Origin of the sequence: Arthrobacter koreensis, assembly GCF_035792275.1 — a bacterium.
In the GTDB taxonomy this organism is placed as follows: Bacteria; Actinomycetota; Actinomycetes; order Actinomycetales; family Micrococcaceae; genus Arthrobacter_B; species Arthrobacter_B koreensis_A.
In genome coordinates this window covers 18310-38606 of the sequence record NZ_JAMWKK010000011.1, presented here as the reverse complement: position 1 = coordinate 38606, position 20297 = coordinate 18310, and the positions used below count along the sequence as shown (strand labels likewise).

Below are 20297 nucleotides of genomic sequence, written 5' to 3'. Positions count from 1 at the left end.
TTTCAGTATGAGCTCCAAACAGCCCCGACTATTACTCTGGGCAGACATGATTTTCTGTGATGCGGAGACGGATCCGGAGATCATAAAGTCTTATTTGAGCCGCTTTAGCAGAACGCTTGCCTCTATAGGCGAACAATCGCCGCTATCCGACGGCACGGACATGCAGATAGTCATCCACGTCTCCAGAGACAAGAGTGCTTATCTTCCGGCCCTCGAACGGTCAATCAGCCGCATGGGCTCCTTGATAGGGGCAATGACCCGCATCCATCTTTATGACCACCCGAACGGTGGATACGACGCTCCCCCTACTTCCCACGTTGACAAACTTAAAAACCCAAATAAACAGCCAGGAAGAAGGGAGTCCCTTTTCGCGTCGGCTTCTGAGTATCTGCATCTCGATCAATACGATGCCTTGATCCGAGTATCTATGGACGATGACGACCTACTGCACCCAGCCCACTTTGAGCAAATTAATTTGATCGCTCGTGGAGTTCTGCGCGAAACCCCTCAGTCAGTCAGCGCCGTCGGCATGTACCGCCAGTTTCTGGCCTATGTCCGACCGGAGGGTGTAACACTCGAAAACGTAGCATTCAGACGGTGCATACCCGGGAACAAGTTCTTTGTAATTCCCCGTGCTTACTATGACACGCTCGAAACTTACAGTCCTTGGGGAATTCCGGAGTTCATTGATCAAGAAGCAGCGGACCTGTTCAGCCAGCGAGGCATCCTCTTAACTTTAGTTCGCAACAATGAGCCAACCTTCCTATACATGAGACGTGGATCCAACCTGTCTCAGGACAATAAGTCAGCTTATATAGACAACCTCGAGGGTAGACGGCAGTTCAAAAACGAAGATGAATTGCATGATTTCATATCAAGCCAATCTAATGACCTGACCTACTCGCCGGATCTCGCCCCACTGGCACGTGAATTCCGCCTGACAGTCAGCCGCTCTCCAGACGGCAGGGCCGTGGTGTCCGCCAACCTCGAGAAAATGTTCGGTCCAGATGCGATGATCGCCTACTATCTGGTGAAGGGGGCTGAACGGCTTAAGACCCTTTGGTACTCCCGCGAAGAGGTGGTTGTCTTCAAGGATGTTCCCCCTGGCTGCTCCGTCCGGGCGTTCGTACGTTTGGGGGACGAGATTATCCATAGGAAAGCCGTTCGAATCTGGGGCTAAGCAGTTCCTAACGCCCCAAAGATGGTCCTTCAGTTGTCCCGGGGTGCGAGAATCCTCGTATCGAAGGTACGAAGGCCGCCGGAACCATCTGTGGCCCTGCGAGTAACCGTCGCCCAAACGCTCTGTCCCTCCGGAACCTCAGTACGGAAGTACGTCGGAGTGTGCGAGGGCATCAGGGGCAAGGCACCGTTTTCGGTCTTGAAAACAGTGGAGACAACCTCACCCGGCGGTACCCAGGCCTTAAGCTGGACCTCGTTGCCCGCTGCCCCATTCCGCCATTCAAACTGGTAGGGAATGAGAGATCCTCGCCTGGCGGGATCGTCGTCTGAGCGAAGTACCTCGCCCACATAGGGCGAGAATGCCCGGCCGATGTCCTGATGACTGAGATCTTCCACCACCAGCACAGCGGCATGCAGGTTCTCCCGCTCGGCAAATTCCATGAAGGGGCGGACATGGATCTTAAGATGGCTGTCATTTTCACCAACAAGGATGGAGACCGACGTGTCGCGGCTGGACTCTCCTAGCGATTCAGGGATCAGCCGGTCAAGCCAGGCTACCGACTCCTTGTCATCAGCTCCTGCGATGAACGAGAGGATATTGGGCGCCGCACCCTTGAGGTAGGAACCGGGCAGGTACTGGGGCGCTCCAGCAACAACGCGGCCGACGCCGAGCCTGAGACCATGGGCGATTGCGGCCGTCCCTCCCTTGGAGGTACCCAACATGGTGATATCCATGCGATTCACGCCGAGCTGCCGGGCTGTTTCCGCAATAAACTCCTGCACAGCGTTGAATATCGTCCGGTCCCGGTGATCCGCAAAGTAGTACGAGCCCTGGGACCCGAAGTCGTCGAGAATATACAACCGATAGGCGTCCACGTTCTTTAGGGATGAGCGGTAGTTATAGGTGAAGTCGTACGGAGCGCCTATCGCCGAAAATGCGACACATAGTTTGGAGCGTCCCGCTCCCGAGAAAGGCTTTTCCAGCAAATACGTGAGGTGACGCTCTCCCTGCCATACCGCCCAACCTGCACCCGGGCTCGAGACACCGCGGGGTACGAGAAGACCGTCCTTGGTTTGAACATGCAGTCTTACATCGGTGCACGCAGTCAACGTTACTTTTTGCTGCTGCCTCGGAACACGAGATGACCTGTTGTCTACCCGGTCCCCTACGAGCTTTGCGGGTCCGTCCGCCTCTATTCGAATTTCGCCAAGGTGTGCCCTCTTCCTGTCGAGGAGGACGAACGAATGGCCATGCATTTCGACATCATAGGGCTTGGGAATAGTCCAGGAGAGACTGAAGGATCTGCCTTCGGTGGTTGCCCTGACGGTGTAGCCGGCGTCGGTTTGATTCGCACTCCAACCACCATCGGGATTAGACCTCCCGGTTAAAGGACGGGTCAAGATGCGCCGAGCGGCCATTTCCCCGAGCGCCCCAAATGTTGCCTGCGCGATGCCCCGGGCCCTCATGCCTGGTGGTCGCCCAAGATGACACTGGTCAGCGCAGGCAGCACCTTCTTTGAAGACAAGTGCTCGCTGACCCACGAACTCGCCTCAGCGCCGTGGCGCTTCCATTCCTTGGTGGTTCTGGTCGCCGTGAGTATGTACGCCGCCATTTCGGGCACGGATGCGAACAGCCACGAGTCGGGGTAGATCTGGTCCGAACCAGGCCAAGCCAAGCTCACAGGTACAGCACCGCTGGCACCGCCGTCAGCAAGAGTCATATGGAAAGACTCGAATTCACTGACTGAGAGGACCACACCGATGTCGCGGTACCATCGGCTCATGTCCGGGCCATGCCCGTCAAAGGTGACGGCTCCGCGGAGCAATGCATCGGCTTCGATGCGCTGGTACTGGGACTCGTAATACGCCATTTCGTCGGGCCTTGCACTCATCCACGTGTAGTCTTCGGGCCGTTTGCCCTTGATGCGGAGCCGGTAACGCGGATCGACGGCGCGAAGCGCTGCCAGCAGATCCAGGGCCCTGTCCAAACCTTTCTGGGCCGGCACTATCCCCACCAGGCCCAAAGTGAATCGCGCGTCATCATCCTTGGACGCTGCCAATTCCAGTGCCTCCACCGGGTTAGGCAGAACAATCGACTTTGCCAGGGGCATACCCAAATCTCTTACGGCGATGTTCTTCACATGCTCCCCAACAAAGATGAATTTCTCGACCCGGTCCGTGTCTATCATCTTGGGATAATCAGTGAAAAGTTCCTGGGAATGGAACCGCGATACCAAGCGCTGATGCGCGTGCAGGTTCTTGGAATACCAAACGGCGTTTCCCAGCGTCCACTCCGTGAATACAACATCAGCCTGGGACAGCTTCTGTCTGCTGAGCTCCTCATCATGCTGATTGTGCCCCTGCCACGAATCCAGAATTACCGTATGTCCCTCGGACTCAAGGGACCGGATGATACCGCTGGCGAACTTTAGGTCATGACCGGCGATGAGAATGTTCGTGTCTGATCGCGGCCTGACGGAAACCCGCGGCTGGGCAGCACGGAGTGCATCTATTGCCGGATACCGGCGAAAAACAACCCTCCCGTTTATCTGGTCCCCACCATGAACCGTTGATGACAGCTTGAGGGAGCCCTCAGGAGCGGTTCCATAGCGCAACAGGCCTTCGCCAGCCCCGCTGCCGTTTTCGGCGGACAACCCGATCTCAGACCATTCGCCGAAAGTTGTCGCCGTCAGAAGATCTTCGAAAACTGTTCTATCCGTTCCCTCCCCCGGCATCTCGCCAACCCACCGGATGCCCAGGCGTTCGAGCATTGCGGGGGTCGCTTCCGACTCCGTAAGGAAGTCCAGGCCGCTTCCTTCCAGCGCGTAGTGGTCAGGGGTGATTACCGCTGTCGGCCTAATTGTCTGAGCAGCCAAAAGACGCAGCGCGTCCGGACTCGGGTCATTGAGCCGAACCGCATACCGTGGCGGTTCCGGTGCGCGGACCACCATACCGGCGCAGCGAAGCATATAGGCCAGGCGATGGGCAGCGGTGTGCCCTCGATGGATTAGCCGGTAACCAAGCCAGGCGTCACGCAGTCTCACTGTTTCGTTCTTCATCCAGCGGCTGAGGACAGCGTGTGCTTCCTCCGAATTGGCGACGGTTTGGACCAGACCGGCCATGACGTTCGTGACGCCTTCGCCTTTTCCACTGAGGACAACGGAACCCGAAGCGGCAATCTCCGCGACCCGGCGGGAGAACATTGTCGGAGAGGCGTCCACGGAATTGACGTTCACGTGGACCGGGTGTGCCTTGTATGCCTTTACCATTTCCAGATAAGGCAGCCCTCCTCGAACAAACGGTCCCAGACTGGACGGAAAGCGATAAGGGCTGTCTTCGTTGAGATGCTGTCGATCATAGATGGCCAGCCCAAACGGCTTGGCTGCTGACAGGATTGCTGCCAGCTCCGCGGAGCGAGCTGGGTACCGATCGCCATAATACGAACCGGCATAGGCGACAGTGTGTTCGTACGGGTAGTCGGTGGGGAGAGGGTTGTGGAGGTTTGGCTGGGCGTAGAACGGAAGCGAAGCAACCGTTCGGTTGCGGCTGCTGGACTCGGCGTACCGTGCGATGCATCCAGAGTCTGTGGTGAACACATGGTCGAAGATTTCGGCCGTCCGCTTGAACCGGTTGAAGTGGACGGGATCTTCCTTGTTCCAGAAGATCGTTGGGATGGACTGCTCGTTACAGAAGGCGATTATCCCGCGGAGGTCGCTGAAGCGCTCCTCATCGTAGTAGCCGACCTTCTGCTTCCACTTCCCGTCTACCCCTTCCCAGGCAGATTCAACAAGCAGCACGTCAATTGGGCTTTGCGTGAGCTGGTCCCGCCAGGCGCCGGGCAGCAGTTCGGTCAGCTGCACTTCGGGGCGGAGTCCCTCAGTGGTAAAGGAGTCGGCTATGACCCCGACGGAGATCTGCTTCAGGTCTCTTTGATCGGGCAGCGCAGGCTGTTCGCCCTGAAGAAGCGGTAAGAGCGAATCACTCATGGTCCGGGCTATGTCGCCCCACTGGCGTGACCGGACGACCCAAAGCCTCGCTCGTTTCCCCAGTTCCTCGCGAAGAGCCTTGTTAGTAAGAAGCTTGGCAAGCTGATCGGCCAGCGATACCGGGTTGGCCGGCTCAGCCAGCAACGCCCGCCCCTGGTCCGCGCCCGCGAACTCACGGAGGGGTGCAAGGTCGGTCAGCACCATGGCTTTCCCTGCGGCCATGGCTTCCAATGGTTTCAAAGGTGAAACCAGTTCGGTAACCGGAAGACGAAGACGGGGACACGGCATGACGTCGAAAACGCTTACGAAATCAGGTACTTTGGTGGCCTCAACCCTACCCGTGAAGGTAACTCTGTCCCCCAGTCCCAGACTGTCAGTGCGGGCCACGAGGTGCGGCAATTCTGGCCCGTCTCCCACGATGACTGCATGGAAATCAATGCCCCGGTCCCGAAGCAGGGCAACCGCGCCCAATAGATCAGAGAGTCCTTCGTAATGGACCAAACTCCCTGCATATCCAATGACCGGAACACCGGTTGGCAGACCAAGGTCGAGGCGGAGTTTGTCCGACGCCGGCATCGGAGTAAACCGGTCAGTGTCCACGCCATTTGGCAACAGCTGGATTTTTTCCCGTTCGACCCCACGGCGAACCAGCTCTTCCCGGACCTGCTCCGTGATCGCAAAGACAATGTCAGCGTTGGACGCTACGAGGGTCTCTAGCCTCTTTGCCAACTGGAAACGTTCGGACTTTTCCCAGCCCGGTTTCTCGGAGGCCTCAGTGATTTCCCACAGCCCGCGTACCTCATAGGAGAACGGCAGACCAAGGCGACGGGCTGCCAGCAACGCCGGCAGCGCTGTTACATGGTTCGAAGCCGAGTGAATAGCGGCGACTCTTGCCCGCTGGGCTTCCCGCACGTACACGTCAGCAGCTTCCAGCCAATAACGGTCCAGCGGCTGGTTGCTCCAGGAAGGTCCAGGGGTGAAAACGTGCTCCACCCCAAGGACTTCCCTCGTAAAACGCTTCACAGGCGGTTTTGGTTGGTCCACCGGTACGTCCCAGGGGTAGCCGGGACGGGCAACCACCCGAACATCGACACCCTGCTTCAGGAAACCCTGGACGAGCTCAGCAGTTCTCGTCGAATAACCGTTGCTGTTGAAGTGCCCGGTGCTGTGGGCACAGTACATGACCCGCCCACGTTCAACCAGGTATCCGGCGTTGGGCTGTCTGGGAGCGATGTCCGGTTCTCTGCACCGCAACCGCTCCTGGCCGAGCACTGTTTCCACAGCCCTCCGGCCAGGAGCATCCAGTGATACGAGAGCATCCGCATGTTCCCGGATAAGCGCAGCCGGTGCCTGGATCTCTCCGAGAACATAGTAGTAATGCGCGACGGCACGGAGGATATTGGCCGCGGACGGTTCCTTCCGCACATCGGACAGCAACTCCTCCAACCGGATTTCCCGCTCCATGCGCTGCTCTCCGGGCCCTCCCGGTTCGGAAGGCCCCGGTGCTTGTGCCAACGTGCGTCCTTCGCCGTTTTGCGGGACCGGGTGCTTCAGCGACTGTGCCTGACCAGCCGGGCGGACCTTCCGGATCGGCGCAAGCATCGCCTTTCCGAGACGCAGACTCGCAGATCGGCGCAGCTTGGTCAGCTCCGTCTTCAGCCGCTGGACCTCGCTTCTGGCAGTTTGCAGTTCGGAACGCAGCTGATCCGATTCGGCACGTAGCTCGAGGAACTCCCGTTGTAGCGCGCGGAGCGCCAAAGCGTCCTCCTGGCCGCGTGCAACCGTCTCTTCATACAGAGCCAAGAGGCCATCCATATCCGAGGGGTACTTCTGGCGCCGGGCCAACGCGGCAGCCGAGAAGGACTGCTGTTCATCTGCGTACTTCATTCTGTCCTAATGCTGGAGCTCGATCCGTTACTGCTGGTTGGCTAGCGCCATACTCCACGCGTATCAATGACCTTCTTGCCGGCCAGAAGATCCCTGTCCAGTTCCTTGAATGCCGTGTGGTCGACAAGAAGAAGGACCACATCTGCCTGCTCGATGGCATCCTTCGTGGCGGTTAGAGAGACGTTGCTGCGACCCACGAGGGCTCGGGGCAAATCTTCCACATGAGGCTCCACTACGGAGAAGCGGACCTCGGGGAGCTGCTCACTCAGCGATGCAACAATTGAAATAGCAGGAGACTCACGCAAGTCATCAATGTCTGCTTTGAACGCCAAACCCAAGGCAGCCACCGTTGCGTTTGTGCGGCCGGCGACCAATTCCTTGACCTTATTGATTACCCACTCCGGCTTGGCATCGTTCGTTTCGCGGGCCTGGCGAATGAGTTTGGCGTCCTCGGGAGCCGCCGCGACGATAAACCAGGGATCAACTGCAATGCAGTGGCCGCCGACGCCGGGGCCGGGCTGCAGAATGTTCACCCGCGGATGGTGGTTGGCGAGTTCGATGAGCTCCCAGACGTCGATCCCCAAGCGGGAGCTGATGACCGACAGTTCGTTGGCGAAGGCAATATTCACGTCGCGGTAGGAGTTTTCCACCAATTTCGCCATTTCAGCGGTCTTTGCATCCGTGACGTGCATTTCCCCTTCGCAAAAAACGCTGTAGAGGTCGCGTGCCATTTCTGCAGCCTCGCGGGTGAGTCCACCAACAATCCGGTCGTTGGAGACAAGCTCGATCATGACCCGGCCGGGCAGCACACGCTCGGGACAATGTGCAACGTGGAGCACAGGCTTTCCTGATTGGGTGTCCAGCGACAGGTCAGTGCGGAGCTCAACGAGGTAGTCGCCAAGGTGCTGCGTAGCGCCGGGAGGAGAGGTCGACTCCAGAATGACCAGCTCATCCCCCGTCAGCTGGGGGGCGATGCTCCGCGCTGCTGCCTCTATGTATGAGAGGTCGGCAGTCCGGTCAGCGTTGAACGGAGTCGGAACGGCGACGATGTAGGCGTCGGCCACTGGTGTGTCCGTTGTGGCTTTAAGAGTACCGGCTGACACAGCCTTGGACACTGCTTCGCCCAAGTCGGGCTCGACAAACGGAACCTCTCCCCGGTTGATGGCTTCGACTGAGGATTCCTTGACGTCAACGCCGATGACGTTAAGTCCTTTGCCCGCCAGTACGGCCGCCGTAGGCAGGCCGATATAACCCAGGCCGATAACGGCTACGCTCTTGAATTCTTTCATGTTTCCCCTAAAGTGTTACGTGTTCTTCGGGCGAGCCGAAAAACTGTATATCTCCCGATGTCAGGAGTTCTGCATCGGAAACCTTCCATGCGTGGTTCACGCTTCCACGAAACTGGAAATAGTTGTATTTGTCGGCGGAGTATATGGTCCCTCCGCGCGCAATGACATCGTTGAGGAACGTACTGTCCTCACCAGTGCGGAGACTCTGGAATGGAATGTCGCCAAACACGTCCTTCCGTGCAGTGATTGTGGGGCCCATCACCATGTTAGTAAACCTGTGCTCACGCTCCGCAAATCGAAGCAGCGCAGCGTTGCGTTCCGCGAGGTACATATAATGGGCTTGTTTCCCCACTACGTCAGCCCGTGAGTACCCGAGTGCGTTAACCAGGTCGAGCAAATAGTTCGGCCCGTAGTAATCGTCGTCATCCATCTTCGACAGGACATCGCCGCTTGCCGCTTTGACGCAGTGGTTCAGGCACTCGCCCAACGACAGATCCTCACTTTGGTGAAGGAGGACGAGGTTGGGGACGGAGTATTTCTCCTGCCACTGCGCGATCTTCTCTTTCCCAACATCAAAACCGTGCGTAAGCAACACCAGCTCAGCGGCTGGTCCCACTAATCCGCCAACGGTCCTGAAAACGTGTTCCAGCTGGTGGGGCCGGTTGGAGGACACAAGCAGGGACACACTGGGTAACCTCACTGCCTGGGCTTTTTCCGGCACGGCCAGGCGAAGAACCGTCTCCGCCCGGTGGGCATATGTGTGCTCTGCCCAAATCCGCCGCTGCGCCAGATGCAGTTGTCTGGCGGACAACTCCGGATTACGCATCAGGGCGCTTAGGGTTTGGGCAGCTTCCACACGGTCGGACACGATGAATTGTTCATCGTTGTCCCACAGCTGGGTCAGTGCCGCACTTGGAGTACTGACCACACTGGTACCCGATGCAGTGATTTCGAAGATCCGCCGGGCACACATGCTCGGAGAGTCCACCACGGAGTTGACATTGAGGAACGCCTTGTACGCCTTATACGCCGTAAGCATGCGGTCATAGGGCAGGCTCCCGACCACCCGCCCATCGTACGGAGCTGGGAACTTATAGTTGTCGTCTGCCTCAGCGTGCCGGGAGAATATCTCCAGGCCAATTGGCAACTGCGCGCTAATCTGATCCGCTGCTCCCAGGAGGACGTCCATCTGTTCGCGCCGCTGAGGATATTTGTGGGCAAAGTACATGCCGGCAAAAGCGATGTCACGCAGGTGCCACCCATAACGCGGCCGAACCGGATTGTGGATGACCGGCTGGGCGGCGAACTGGAGAACAGCTACCCGGTCGTGGCCAAGGTCCCTCCGGTAAGAAGCCAGCCGGTTCGAATCACTGGTGAAGACGTGATCGAACAGCTTTGCTGTTTCCAGGAAATCGTCGTAGTGCGGAGGGTCTTCTTTATTCCAGAACACGGTAGGGATATCGCGGCTGCGGCACTCCTCAACCAAGGCTCGGAGGTTTGCAGATGGCCCTTTGGAGCCCGTCAGCTGGTGCTTCCACTCACCCTTGTTTCCGGACCAGGCCGACTCTACAAAGAGCAGATCAGGCTGCTTGGCAGCAATCTGACCTGCCCATCCGTCTCTGGACAGTACCGTCTGTTGCCACTCGTAGCCGAAGGCCATGAGGGAAAAATCGTCCAATATCACGGCAGCCGATACCCCGGTCCTGGGTTCTGCGGTGTCCACGATCATCGGATTGAATGAAATACGGCGGCGGCGGCCGGTCTGGAACGCGAGGGCACCATCCGCCGAGCCCCGGTAAATCCCGCGCTCGGCCCTGTCGCGCCGGATCTTAGTCTGCAATCCGCTCCAGCCGGACTTCCGGAGATGCCAAAGTGAACGGCGAAGCTCAGTCATATTCGTGCTCATGCGCCCACAGACTTCCGGCGTCCAGGCTGCAGCGGCTCAACGGAGACTGTTTCGAGAGTGTTCTGCATTCGACGCCGGATCTTCGCGGCGGCAAAGCGATCCCCTCCGGCGAGCTCCTTAGTATATTTTCGGTACCACCCAAGGGCGGTCTCTGGGTCTCCGTCGAAGAGCAGGTCTCCCTTGTCGATCCAGATCACCCGGGTACACAGATCCTGGATCGTTTTCATGCTGTGGCTCACAAGGAACACGCACCCGGCCTGCTCCCTGAGCTGGTCCATCCTCTGCTTGGTCCGTCCCCGGAACTCGTCATCACCCGTGTTCAGCGCCTCGTCGATGATGAGGATCTCAGGATCAATGGCCGCTGCGATCGCAAAACGCAGGCGGGACGACATGCCTGATGAGTAGGATCTCATGGGCAGGTTGATGGAGCTGCCCAAGCCTGCAAGTTCCATGATGGCATCATGCCTATCGGCGATCTGTGCTCTTGTCAGCCCCATCGCGAGGCAACCAAGGATCACGTTGTGCGCTCCGGAAAGATCAGGAACAAGCGCTGCTGAAACACCTAGCATTATGGGAGTCGAAGACGCGTAGACGGCGCCGCCTGTAGGTTGAATCTTGCCGCAGATCAGGTTCATGAGCGTACTTTTGCCCGATCCGTTTAGGCCTATGACGCCGATCGCCTCACCGTGGTAGGCGACCAGGGACAGCTCTTTGAGTGCATGGATCTGCACCGTGGACTCCCTGCCGGCGATTTTGCGCATAATCCGCCCGAGGACATTTTCCGGGGACGAGCGTTTCTCGTCGGAATTGACCGTATAGGTCATAGAAGCCCGGTCTATCACCACCGCAGGTGTTTGTGGCAGGAGCAAGTCAGTCGTCTCGGCCATAGCTCTCCTCCCCCTTCCAGAAAATGAGCATGCCGACCATCAGTGTGCCCAGGGCCCAGGCTGCCAATCCGGCCCAGCTCTGCCATCCCGGCGTCTGCGCGTATAGGACACTGCTGCGGACAATATCGAGGACCAGATAAAGCGGGTTCGCCTCTACGATCGCCTTGATAACAGGAACGCTGTTATACCGGTCAATTGGAAACATGACGCAGGAGGCGAACATCCAGAACCGCATGGCGAAGGAAATCACATGGACGACGTCGTTCACCTTCGCCACGAGAGGCGCCAGCATGAGCCCGGCGCCCAGATTGAAGACGAGCTGGAGTCCAACCGCCGGCACAAGAAGGAGCCAGCGCCAGGTGATCTCCTCGGCAGGTGCAATGACCAGGATCATCAGGAGCATCATGATGATTACCGGGATGTTGGCCAGGAGCTCACGGATGTTTACTGCAACCACGAGAGTAGCCCGCGGGAAGTTAAACGCCTGAATAACGTTTCGGTTCGACGGAATGACCCGGGCACCGCTGACAATGGCCCGAGAGCTCATTTGAAAGAGGAATACCCCGATGATCAAGAAGCCGATGAAATTCTCGACGCCACGGCTGGCTCCCAGGAGCAGGCCGAAAATCAGGAAGTAGCCGATACCGTTGAGCAGCGGGTCGAGGAGCAGCCAGGCGCTCCCCAAGCGATCCCGTTTGTTGCCGCTCTGGACCCGAGCCCGTGCGTCGTAGACCATAAAGTGGCGGTAATTCCACAGCGAAATCAAATAGTCGATCAAACCCGGTTTCGCACCGACCCTGGTGAGTGTCCTCAAATCCACTCTGACGGGCACGGTCTTGGCGCCAAGTTCGACCTTGGTTTCCTGACTCATACGCGGGATCCCAATTCCATGTACCTCTTTACCGTTGTCTCGGCCAGCCATGACCAGGTTCGTGTGGCCACCGCGTGCTGACGTCCTGCATTTCCCATCAATGCCCGGGCTGCATCGTCTTCAAGAACCTCCTGCAGAATCCTGGCAAGGCTCGCGGGGTCCTCCGGAGGTGCTGCGCGTCCGTCAACTCCGGCCCTCACAACTTCGTGAAGCGCTGGAAGGTCGCTGAAGACCACGGGACGTGCCGATGCCAGCGCTTCGACAGGTTTCAGGGGAGTAACAGCCCGCGTCACCGGCAGATCTTTGCGCGGCACCACGAAAACATCCATCGCCTGATGGTACAGATGGGCTTTCTCCCTCGGAACACGGCCAGTAATGACGACTCTTTCCGCGATTCCAAGTCCGGAGGCCAACCGTTTCAGGCCGGGTGCAGCGGCTCCATCACCCACAATCAAACACATGGCATTAGGGACCTGAGGTGCCAGGACGGCGAAGGCACGCAGTAGATCGTCCAGTCCTTCGTACTCGACCAGGCTGCTGACCGTTCCAATGAACTGCCCTCCTACGGGCAGGCCGAGGTGTTCGCGGGCAGCGGTCGGTTCGAGTGGTTCAGCGAGATAGTTTTCTCCGACTGCGTTCGGCAGGAGGAAGATGTCTTCCTGCGGTACCCCCGCGGCGACAACACCGCTCTGCATAGCCTGCCCGAGCGTTGCCACCGCTCCGGCAGCACGCATAGTCTTCGCTTCGCGGGCAATGAACTTTAGGTAACGTTCACTCCCCCGGGCTTCCTCGCCCCGTGCTGACGCCCAGGTATCAGCCAGCTGCCCACGCACCTCGTAGACCCACGGAATGTCCAGCGCTTCGGCGACCGCCTGCGTCACGAGTCCATTCACGAAGTGGGTGGTGGTGTGCAGCACTGCGGGCTTCACTTCCAGTGCCAGCCGCAGCACCGCCTCCGCTTGGAGCTGCAACCGGGCCGCCATGCCGTTGGGCAGCCTGCCTGGCAGCAGCCTGTGGTAAGTTACTCCGTCGAGTTCCTCAACGTCAGGTGCCCAGAGATGGCCCACCTGAACCGGGTATCCGAGCCGGGTGACTGCATGGACTTTCCAGCCGCGCTGATGCTGCGCGTGAAGCAGTGACTGCGACCGCTGGGCATATCCGCTGCCGGTTGCCGGCAGCGAGTTCGTGAGCAGATGCAGGACTGTTTTCGGCTCTGAACTGAACCCCTGGACTCTGGGAAGTACCGGGGCCCAGCCGTCAAAAACACTCAGTTCGCTCGCGAGACGGGATCGGAGACGGCGCTCGGAGCGCGTTCCGGTTCCCTGGTCCAGGGCGGAAAGTGCGCCCGACATGTCGCCTTGGTACCAGCAGAGCCTCGCTTGGGCTGCCGCCCAGCCGTTAGTCCGTGCAGGGGCCTGAGCGAGTATCTTCTCTGCGAGTTCCGGCAGACCGGCCGCTAACGCAACGTCTGCGAGACGCACGGCTGAACGAGGCGAAAGTCCCGTTGCCGCTACCTCAACCAGCCGCGCTTCGACATCGTCCTTCCGCCCACGGATCAAATCTGCCATTGCCGGCAGGAAGACACCCGGCGCTGCTGCGGCAGCCGCCGCTACTGGCCGCACCGAGCGAGCGGGCAGACGCCGCGAGAGCTGCAGCGCAAGCACGGTCGGGTCATCTCCAAGGTGTTCGACAACCGTGGATGCGGCGAGCGACAAGTTCTTCAAAATTCTGGTGGGGTTCATTTGGTGCTGCGGTTTCCCGAGACAACGGAGGTGAGGAGCTCAACATAAGCCCGGCCCAAGCTCTCGACATTGGCGTTGGCCTCCACCCAGTCCCGGCCGGACGACCCTGTGAGCAGCCGACTGCGGTCCTGAGCAAGTTCCTTCCAGAGTGCAGCGATCTCAGCTGGGTCGGACCGCACGATGTCTCCAGCCTTCGACTCTTCAATGATCTCCCGGGCTTCTCCCAGCACGATTCCTGTGACGTGCCGTCCGACAGCCAGCACCTCGTAGGTCTTGGAAGGGATCGTGGTCTCAAAGGACTTCCAGTCATCCCTCAGTGAGATGACACAGGTATCCGCCCTGCGGTAATAGCTCATAACTGCTTCTATGCCTCGGGCCGGTTCGTGGAATTCGACTGGCGCCCCCAGCGCTTCAGCGAGTGCCTTTAGCTTTCGACGGTGCACACCCTGTCCGACCATTGTCAGCCGGACGGCGTCGCCTGCCTGCGCAGCCGCCGTGATGACTGTCTCCAGCCGCTGGCTTTCGCCGTGATTGCCCAGATAAAGCACTTCCAGGCGGTCAGCTTCCGCGGGAGGCGGCGGCAGCAGTTCCCTGCTCGCGGTGTCGATGCCGTTGCTGATGGTTGCCACGTTCTTCAGTCCGCGGTCCCGCAGTGTCTGGGCAAAACCATAGGTCACGGTGACAATGAGTTCGGCTCGCTGCTGGATGGCAACGATCGCTCTTTCAGCAAGGCTTTTGGCGCCGCCCTGCACCAGCCGGGCGTCCCGGGCAATGTCCGGCCAGGCATCCCGCATATCGGCAACAAAGGGAACGCCCCGCAGCCGTGCCACAGCAAAGCCAGCGCCGAGGATGGGCAGTGAAGGTACGGTGGCAATCACGACATCGGGTTTAGGTCCCACGAGCGCTGCGAGCACGCTGCAGGTGGCCGAAAAGCACTGGTCGGCGAACCTCCCCAAGCGGGTGGTGCGGTGGTAAAGGTACGGGGCCCGGCGAATGGTCTCGCCGTGGCGTCCCTTGTCCGTGCGAAACGCACGGCCCGCTTCCTTCCTCGGAAGGGTCCGCCGCCCGGATGAATGCGCAACAGGGGCGACGACTTCTACGTCCCATCCAAGTTCCCGGAACGTGCGGATGAGCTGGGTCCAGCGGCGTTGCGGCGGGCTGTTCTCCGGTAAGTATGAATGCGTCAGCAGCTGTGCGCGCATGTGGTGGTCCCCCCAGAATCTGGAGGCGCCGAACGCAGCCCCCTCAAAACAGAGGTAAGTCTACCTAACGTTTTGACCCTATTCGGTTTTGCCCAGACCAGGAGTGCCCTTTTGCAGCTTTATGTAATAAAGAACACCTGCGCCAGCCAGCAGCAGGAACACCAGCGTCCGGGTCAGCCAGTGGGTGCTCCAGTTCGTTTCGGAGGCGGAACTGGCCCGGTCAGCAGCGGCGACGGATTCCGAGGGACTTGCGGACGGGGACGGCGAAGCGGACTTCGTGGACGAAGGGGAAGCCTTCGCCGACGGTGCGGCGGCCACTTCCGCGGACTCGGTGGGCGATGGGCTCGGTGCGTCCTCGTCCGGCATGGGATCGAAGATATTGCGGACAGTATTTGATACCGGATCCCACCGCAGGTCGGTGTAGAGACCGGTGCTGGCATCGATCAGGTTGTTGGTTCCCGGTTCGATCAAATACCCGGTTCCGGGATGGACGGCGTACCCGCTGAAGGGATTTCGCTGGACGGTTGTCTGCGTCGGCCCAGGAGCAGGCTCAGTTACCGCCGGCTGCTCGGGCGGCGGTAACACCGGATCAGGGCTAGGCTCTGTGTCCTCATTCGGAGGCGGTGTTTCTGTTTGCGGGGGAGGAGTTTGCCCGGTGTCCGGTGCCGGCGATTCAACCACTGGAAGGTCTGGTTCCTCCGCGTACGCGGGAACCCCACCCAACCCTGCGATGAGTACGGCCGCTAACGCGGCTCTGCGCAGGCGTCGGCTCCTGGAGCTGCTCATCCTAGTTATTCTCCATTCAGACCGGCGGCGTACTGAGCCACAGTATCGGTTTTCAGCGCCTCGGCAAGTCCCGCGGCCGCGGTTACATCAGGCAATACGATCGACTGGCCATCCGCAGAGGTACCCACTCCAGCGTTGGGGAGGGTGAACATCTCGACGTCGCCGGAGCGCACGCTGCGCAGTTCCAGCGCCAGCGTTCCTACCCGGAGGCCGGTCAGCCCCTCGTCGACGCTCAGGTACGGCGAGATGGACCCGATTGCCCCGTGCAGCTTGACGGGGTCTGCCAGGGTCTCAGTAGAGATGAGCTTCGACAGAAGCCCGTGCAGGAAAGCCTGCTGGTTCCGCACCCGCTGGTAATCCCCGTCAGCAAAAGCATAGCGTTCACGGACGTACTCCAGCGCCGGCTCCCCCTCCACCGTCACGGTCCCCGCAGGAAAGTACGCTGCGCCTTCTCCTGTCGCCTGGAAAGCGACAGGGTTCTGAATGCTCACCCCACCCAGCGCGGTGGTGAGGTCCTTGAACCCCTCAAAGTCGATGACCGCCGCATGGTCGATCGGCACTCCGAACATATCCTGGACAATATCTACAACCAATGGGACCCCGCCCAGGGCCATGGCGGCGTTGATCTTGTACTCGCCGTGGCCCGGAATGGTGGTCCAGGTATCCCGCATTATGGATACGGCGTAGATACCCTGACGGTCGCCCGGAATGTGCAGCAGCATCAGGGCATCCGATCTGGCGACTGCCCCGGGCTCCCTGCTGTCACTGCCCAGGACCAGAATGTTCACAGTGTCTTCGGCATCCGCGGTTTTTGGCGGAGCGTTACCGCTGGAGAGCGGAATAGTTGACGCCCCCGAGTCGAAAGTGCGCGCCAGGCTGTACAGATAACCGCCGGCGGCCAAGCCCGCGATCAGGACGACGGTGGCCATAACCAAGACCGTCTTGAGCACTGGACGGCGCTTCCGCTCGGCGTTCTCTCGGTTCTCCGAAAAGAGATCTGTCAAGGCTTTCCTCTCATTCCGGCCCCCGTGCTGAGAAGTTTACTAGGACATCCTTCCTTTCCCGTACAACCTCTCCCCTGCTATCCACGGCCGCTGATTCCGCGGGCACCAACCCCTCCGGATACCCTTGAAACATGAAATTCTTCCCGGCAGCCGTTTCCGCCGGCACCCTGGTCCTCGCCACAGTCTTGACCGGCTGTACCCCTGCAGCTGATGTGGAAGCCGCACCTGATGCCGCCAACCCTGGCTGCGCCCCGGTGATGGTGGCGCTGCCGGAAAACCTTGCGGGTGCAGACCAGCGTGAGACCACCAGCCAGGCTACTTCCGCCTGGGGCAGTCCTGCGGAGATCATTGTGCGCTGCGGTGTCCCGGTTCCCGGACCGACCACGGATGCCTGCGCAACGGTAAACGGCGTGGATTGGGTCCTGCGTGAAGAGGGAAATCTCTGGACGGCCACGACCTATGGGCGTGACCCCGCCGTAGAAGTCCTGATCGACACCGAAAAGGTGGCGTCCTCCACGGTGCTCGTTGAACTCGAAAACGCCGTGTCGCGGATAGACCAGACCCGCGAGTGTGTAAGCACCAACGACCTCGACCTGCCGGGCTAACCAAGCAGCCGCGTTGCCTTAGCGCAGACCCGTGGGACGTTCGAGCGCCAGGGAAATGAGTTCGTCTATCAGCTCGGTGTACGGCAGCCCGGACTTGGCCCACATCTGCGGGTACATGCTGATCGGAGTGAACCCGGGCATGGTGTTGATCTCGTTGATGATCAGGCTGCCGTCCGGTGTGTAGAAGAAGTCCACTCGGGACAGACCTTCGGCACCCACTGCTTCAAAGGCCACGGCGGCCAGTTCGCGCACCCGGGTGGTGATGTCGTCGGGCAGGTCTGCCGGGCAGCTCAGTTCCGCAGCAGCACCGTCAACATACTTCGCCTCGAAGTCGTACCATTCGTGGCCATTGTGGGTTACGGCGATCTCACCGGGCTGGCTGGTGCGCGGATCGTCGTGTCCGCGGCCCTGCAGCACGGCTACCTCGATTTCACGGCCGATAATGCCTGCTTCAATGATGACCTTGGGATCGTGCTGCCGTGCAGTTTCGACGGCGGCGCGCAGGCCCGAGGGCTCGGTCACCCGGGTAATGCCTATGGAAGAGCCAGCACGTGCCGGCTTGACGAACAGCGGGAACGCCAGCCGGGAACCACGTTCCAGACAGGTGTCGGGATCCTGGTTCCACTGCCGGTCGGTAATAACCTCGTAGGGCCCCACAGCCAGTCCGGCGGAGGCGAAAACCACCTTCATGTAGTGCTTGTCCATGCCGACAGCGGAGGCCAGTACGCCGGCCCCCACGTAACGGATGTCCACCATCTCGAGCAGACCCTGCAGCGTCCCGTCCTCACCGAACGGACCATGCAGCAGCGGCAGGACGACGTCGATTCGCCCCAGGGAGCGCGGTATCGCATCGGGTGCATGGGAGACGAGTTCCTGGGAGGCACCATCGCTGGAGATAACGACCGACTCCGGTCCCGCAGTGATTTCAGGCAGGGCTTCAGAGCGCAGGGACCACTGCTCCGGGTCCACGGAGGCAAGGGACCACTGGCCGTTGCGGGCAATGCCGATGGGAACGACGTCGTACTTGCTGTGGTCGATCGCCTCCAGCACTCCGGCGGCAGTCACGCAGCTGACCGAATGTTCGCTGGACCGTCCGCCGAAAAGAACGGCTACGCGCGGCTTGGAGCCGCCGTCGGGGGAAACGGGCTGGACGCTCATGATGCGTGTACACCTTCGGGTTTGAGTTCGCGGGCCAGCAGTCGCGGACCCAGTTCGTCTACTGAAATGGCGCCCTGCAGCACTGCAACGACGTTCTCTGTAATGGGCATGTAGACACCCAGCTGGGTGGCACGGTCCAGTACCGCTTGGGCGGACTTGATGCCTTCCGCCGTCTGGGCCATGGTCTCGGTTACTTCATCCAGGGTCAGTCCCTGGGCCAGGAGCCGGCCCGCGGTGTGGTTCCGCGAGAGCGAGGAGGAGCACGTGGCGATCAGGTCGCCCATACCGGAAAGCCCGAAGAGCGTTTCGGTCTTTCCGCCCAGTGCGACGGCAAGCCGGGTGGTTTCGGCCAGTCCGCGGGTCATGACCGAGGCCTTGGTGTTGTCCCCCATCTGCTTGCCTTCGCAGATGCCAACGGCCAGGGCGATCACGTTCTTGACGATTCCACCGATCTCCGTCCCGATCACATCCGTGTTCGTGTACGGACGGAAGTACGGGGCTGTGCAGGCTGCAGCGATCCATCCGGCAACCCCGATGTCAGAGCACGCCACCACTGAGGCAGTCGGTTCTTCCCTCGCGATTTCCATGGCAAGGTTCGGGCCCGAGAGCACGGCAATCCGTTCCTGCGGCCAGTCCAGCTCCTCGGCGATAACCGTGCTCATTCGCGCGTCAGTGCCCACTTCCAGCCCCTTCATCAGGGACAGGATGACTGCGTCTTTTGGAAAGAGGTCCTTGAATTCGCGCAGCCTCTGCCGCAGGGTCTGCGCCGGAACGGCCAGGACAACAAGCTGCGCTCCGCCGAGAACTTCTGCGGCGTCTGCGGAGGCCCGCAGGTTCGCAGGCAGGACGGTGTCCTTAAGGTACCTGGTGTTACGGCGGGACTCGTTGATTTCCTCCGCTGCCTCGGGCCGGCGGGCCCAGATGAGCACGTCCGTCTTTCGGGCAGCCCCGGAGTCCGCAGCGATCTTGGCAAACGTTGTACCCCAGCTGCCGGCTCCAAGAACGGCTACCTTTGCCGGAAGCGCTGCGGCTGTCACTTTTTCTTCTCCGTTTCCGGGTCGTAACCCCGTCCAACTGCCTTCTGCCCCTTGCGGGCCGGATCCCAGCGCTCAGCAGGGGCACTTTCCCCTCGCAGCGAAGCGACCAGGGACGTCAGCTCGGCCATGATCCGTTCCGTGGCCTCTTCCAGCACTGTTTTGGTGAGCGGAACTCCGCGCAGGTCAGATAGGTCCACCGGTTTGCCCACCAGGACGCGAACGCGCTTGCGGGGAAACAGGTGCAGCATCTTGCCGTATCGGGGCAGCAGGTCCTGAGCGCCCCAGTGGGCCACCGGTATCACCGGCGCTCCCGTCTGGAGGGCCAGCCGTGCAGCACCGGTCCGTCCCTTCATGGGCCACAGATCAGGATCGCGGGTAAGCGTTCCCTCGGGATACACAATCAGCGCGCCGCCGGCGTCGATTACTGCCTGCGCACCGTCCAGCGAGGCAGCCGCTCCTGCCCCGCCGCGCCGGACGGGCACCTGATTAGTGGCGCGCAGCGCCGGGCCCAGAACAGGCGCCTTAAAGAGGGAGGCCTTTGCCAGGTACCGGGGCAGCATGCCCTGGTTGTAGAAGAAGTGGCCGACTACCAGCGGATCGATCTCAGTCACGTGGTTGGGGCAGGCGATGAACCCGGTGTCCTTGGGCAGGTTCTCCATCCCTTCCCAGCGACGCCCCATCATGAGGTTCATGGCCGGACGGACCACGGCCGCCAGGATGGTGAACGTGGTCCGTGACTTTCTCGATTCGCTCATGGG

The 20297-nt window shown here is 60.3% G+C and carries 15 protein-coding genes; 2 read left to right on the top strand and 13 right to left on the bottom strand.

What is annotated here, in order from left to right; translation table 11 throughout:
- The first annotated feature begins 7 nt into the window (after nt 1-7).
- On the top strand, nt 8-1180 hold the full coding sequence (locus NGB94_RS11700; protein ID WP_325790818.1) for a hypothetical protein: 1173 nt from the start codon (nt 8-10) through the stop codon (nt 1178-1180).
- 29 nt (nt 1181-1209) lie between these two features.
- On the opposite strand, the gene NGB94_RS11695 is transcribed toward NGB94_RS11700, so the two are convergent.
- The 10 genes from NGB94_RS11695 to NGB94_RS11650 all read right to left on the bottom strand — a co-directional run bounded on the left by NGB94_RS11695 (nt 1210) and on the right by NGB94_RS11650 (nt 16739).
- On the bottom strand, nt 1210-2289 hold the full coding sequence (locus tag NGB94_RS11695; RefSeq protein WP_325790817.1) for a hypothetical protein: 1080 nt from the start codon (nt 2287-2289) through the stop codon (nt 1210-1212).
- Between the two features lie 353 nt (nt 2290-2642).
- Nucleotides 2643-7052: a glycosyltransferase gene (locus NGB94_RS11690; RefSeq protein ID WP_325790816.1), complete on the bottom strand. Its 4410-nt coding sequence runs from the start codon at nt 7050-7052 to the stop codon at nt 2643-2645.
- A 41-nt stretch (nt 7053-7093) separates the two neighbouring features.
- Nucleotides 7094-8341, bottom strand: coding sequence for a UDP-N-acetyl-D-mannosamine dehydrogenase (gene wecC, locus NGB94_RS11685; RefSeq protein ID WP_325790815.1), 1248 nt, complete (start codon nt 8339-8341; stop codon nt 7094-7096).
- 7 nt (nt 8342-8348) lie between these two features.
- Nucleotides 8349-10247: a glycosyltransferase family protein gene (locus NGB94_RS11680; protein WP_325790814.1), complete on the bottom strand. Its 1899-nt coding sequence runs from the start codon at nt 10245-10247 to the stop codon at nt 8349-8351.
- Complete coding sequence (locus NGB94_RS11675) at nt 10244-11134, bottom strand: ABC transporter ATP-binding protein (protein ID WP_325790813.1); 891 nt, start codon at nt 11132-11134, stop codon at nt 10244-10246. The genes NGB94_RS11680 and NGB94_RS11675 overlap by 4 nt, the downstream gene beginning before the upstream one ends.
- Nucleotides 11118-12005, bottom strand: a complete 888-nt coding sequence (locus NGB94_RS11670; RefSeq protein ID WP_325790812.1) for an ABC transporter permease — start codon at nt 12003-12005, stop codon at nt 11118-11120. The genes NGB94_RS11675 and NGB94_RS11670 overlap by 17 nt, the downstream gene beginning before the upstream one ends.
- Nucleotides 12002-13357, bottom strand: coding sequence for a glycosyltransferase family 4 protein (locus NGB94_RS11665; RefSeq protein ID WP_325790811.1), 1356 nt, complete (start codon nt 13355-13357; stop codon nt 12002-12004). Before NGB94_RS11665 ends, NGB94_RS11670 begins: the two co-directional genes overlap by 4 nt.
- Nucleotides 13358-13743: 386 nt before the next feature.
- Nucleotides 13744-14949, bottom strand: a complete 1206-nt coding sequence (locus tag NGB94_RS11660; protein ID WP_154579871.1) for a glycosyltransferase family 4 protein — start codon at nt 14947-14949, stop codon at nt 13744-13746.
- A gap of 78 nt (nt 14950-15027) precedes the next feature.
- Complete coding sequence (locus tag NGB94_RS11655; RefSeq protein ID WP_154579870.1) at nt 15028-15420, bottom strand: hypothetical protein; 393 nt, start codon at nt 15418-15420, stop codon at nt 15028-15030.
- Between the two features lie 320 nt (nt 15421-15740).
- A complete protein-coding gene (locus tag NGB94_RS11650) occupies nt 15741-16739 on the bottom strand; it encodes an LCP family protein (RefSeq protein ID WP_325790810.1) in 999 nt (332 codons plus the stop codon).
- Nucleotides 16740-16870: 131 nt separating this feature from the next.
- Between NGB94_RS11650 and NGB94_RS11645 the strand changes: the two genes are divergently transcribed.
- Nucleotides 16871-17344 (top strand): DUF3515 domain-containing protein, encoded by a 474-nt coding sequence (locus tag NGB94_RS11645; protein WP_325790809.1) that lies wholly within the window; start codon nt 16871-16873, stop codon nt 17342-17344.
- An 18-nt stretch (nt 17345-17362) separates the two neighbouring features.
- Here NGB94_RS11645 and NGB94_RS11640 read toward each other — a convergent pair whose 3' ends face one another.
- From NGB94_RS11640 to NGB94_RS11630, 3 genes are read right to left on the bottom strand one after another with little or no spacing between them, the layout of a single operon-like run.
- Nucleotides 17363-18502, bottom strand: a complete 1140-nt coding sequence (locus tag NGB94_RS11640; protein WP_325790808.1) for a D-alanine--D-alanine ligase family protein — start codon at nt 18500-18502, stop codon at nt 17363-17365.
- A complete protein-coding gene (locus NGB94_RS11635) occupies nt 18499-19539 on the bottom strand; it encodes an NAD(P)H-dependent glycerol-3-phosphate dehydrogenase (protein ID WP_325790807.1) in 1041 nt (346 codons plus the stop codon). Before NGB94_RS11635 ends, NGB94_RS11640 begins: the two co-directional genes overlap by 4 nt.
- Entirely contained in the window at nt 19536-20294 is a 759-nt protein-coding gene (locus NGB94_RS11630; RefSeq protein ID WP_325790805.1) for a lysophospholipid acyltransferase family protein, read from the bottom strand. The genes NGB94_RS11635 and NGB94_RS11630 overlap by 4 nt, the downstream gene beginning before the upstream one ends.
- Nucleotides 20295-20297: the final 3 nt, after the last annotated feature.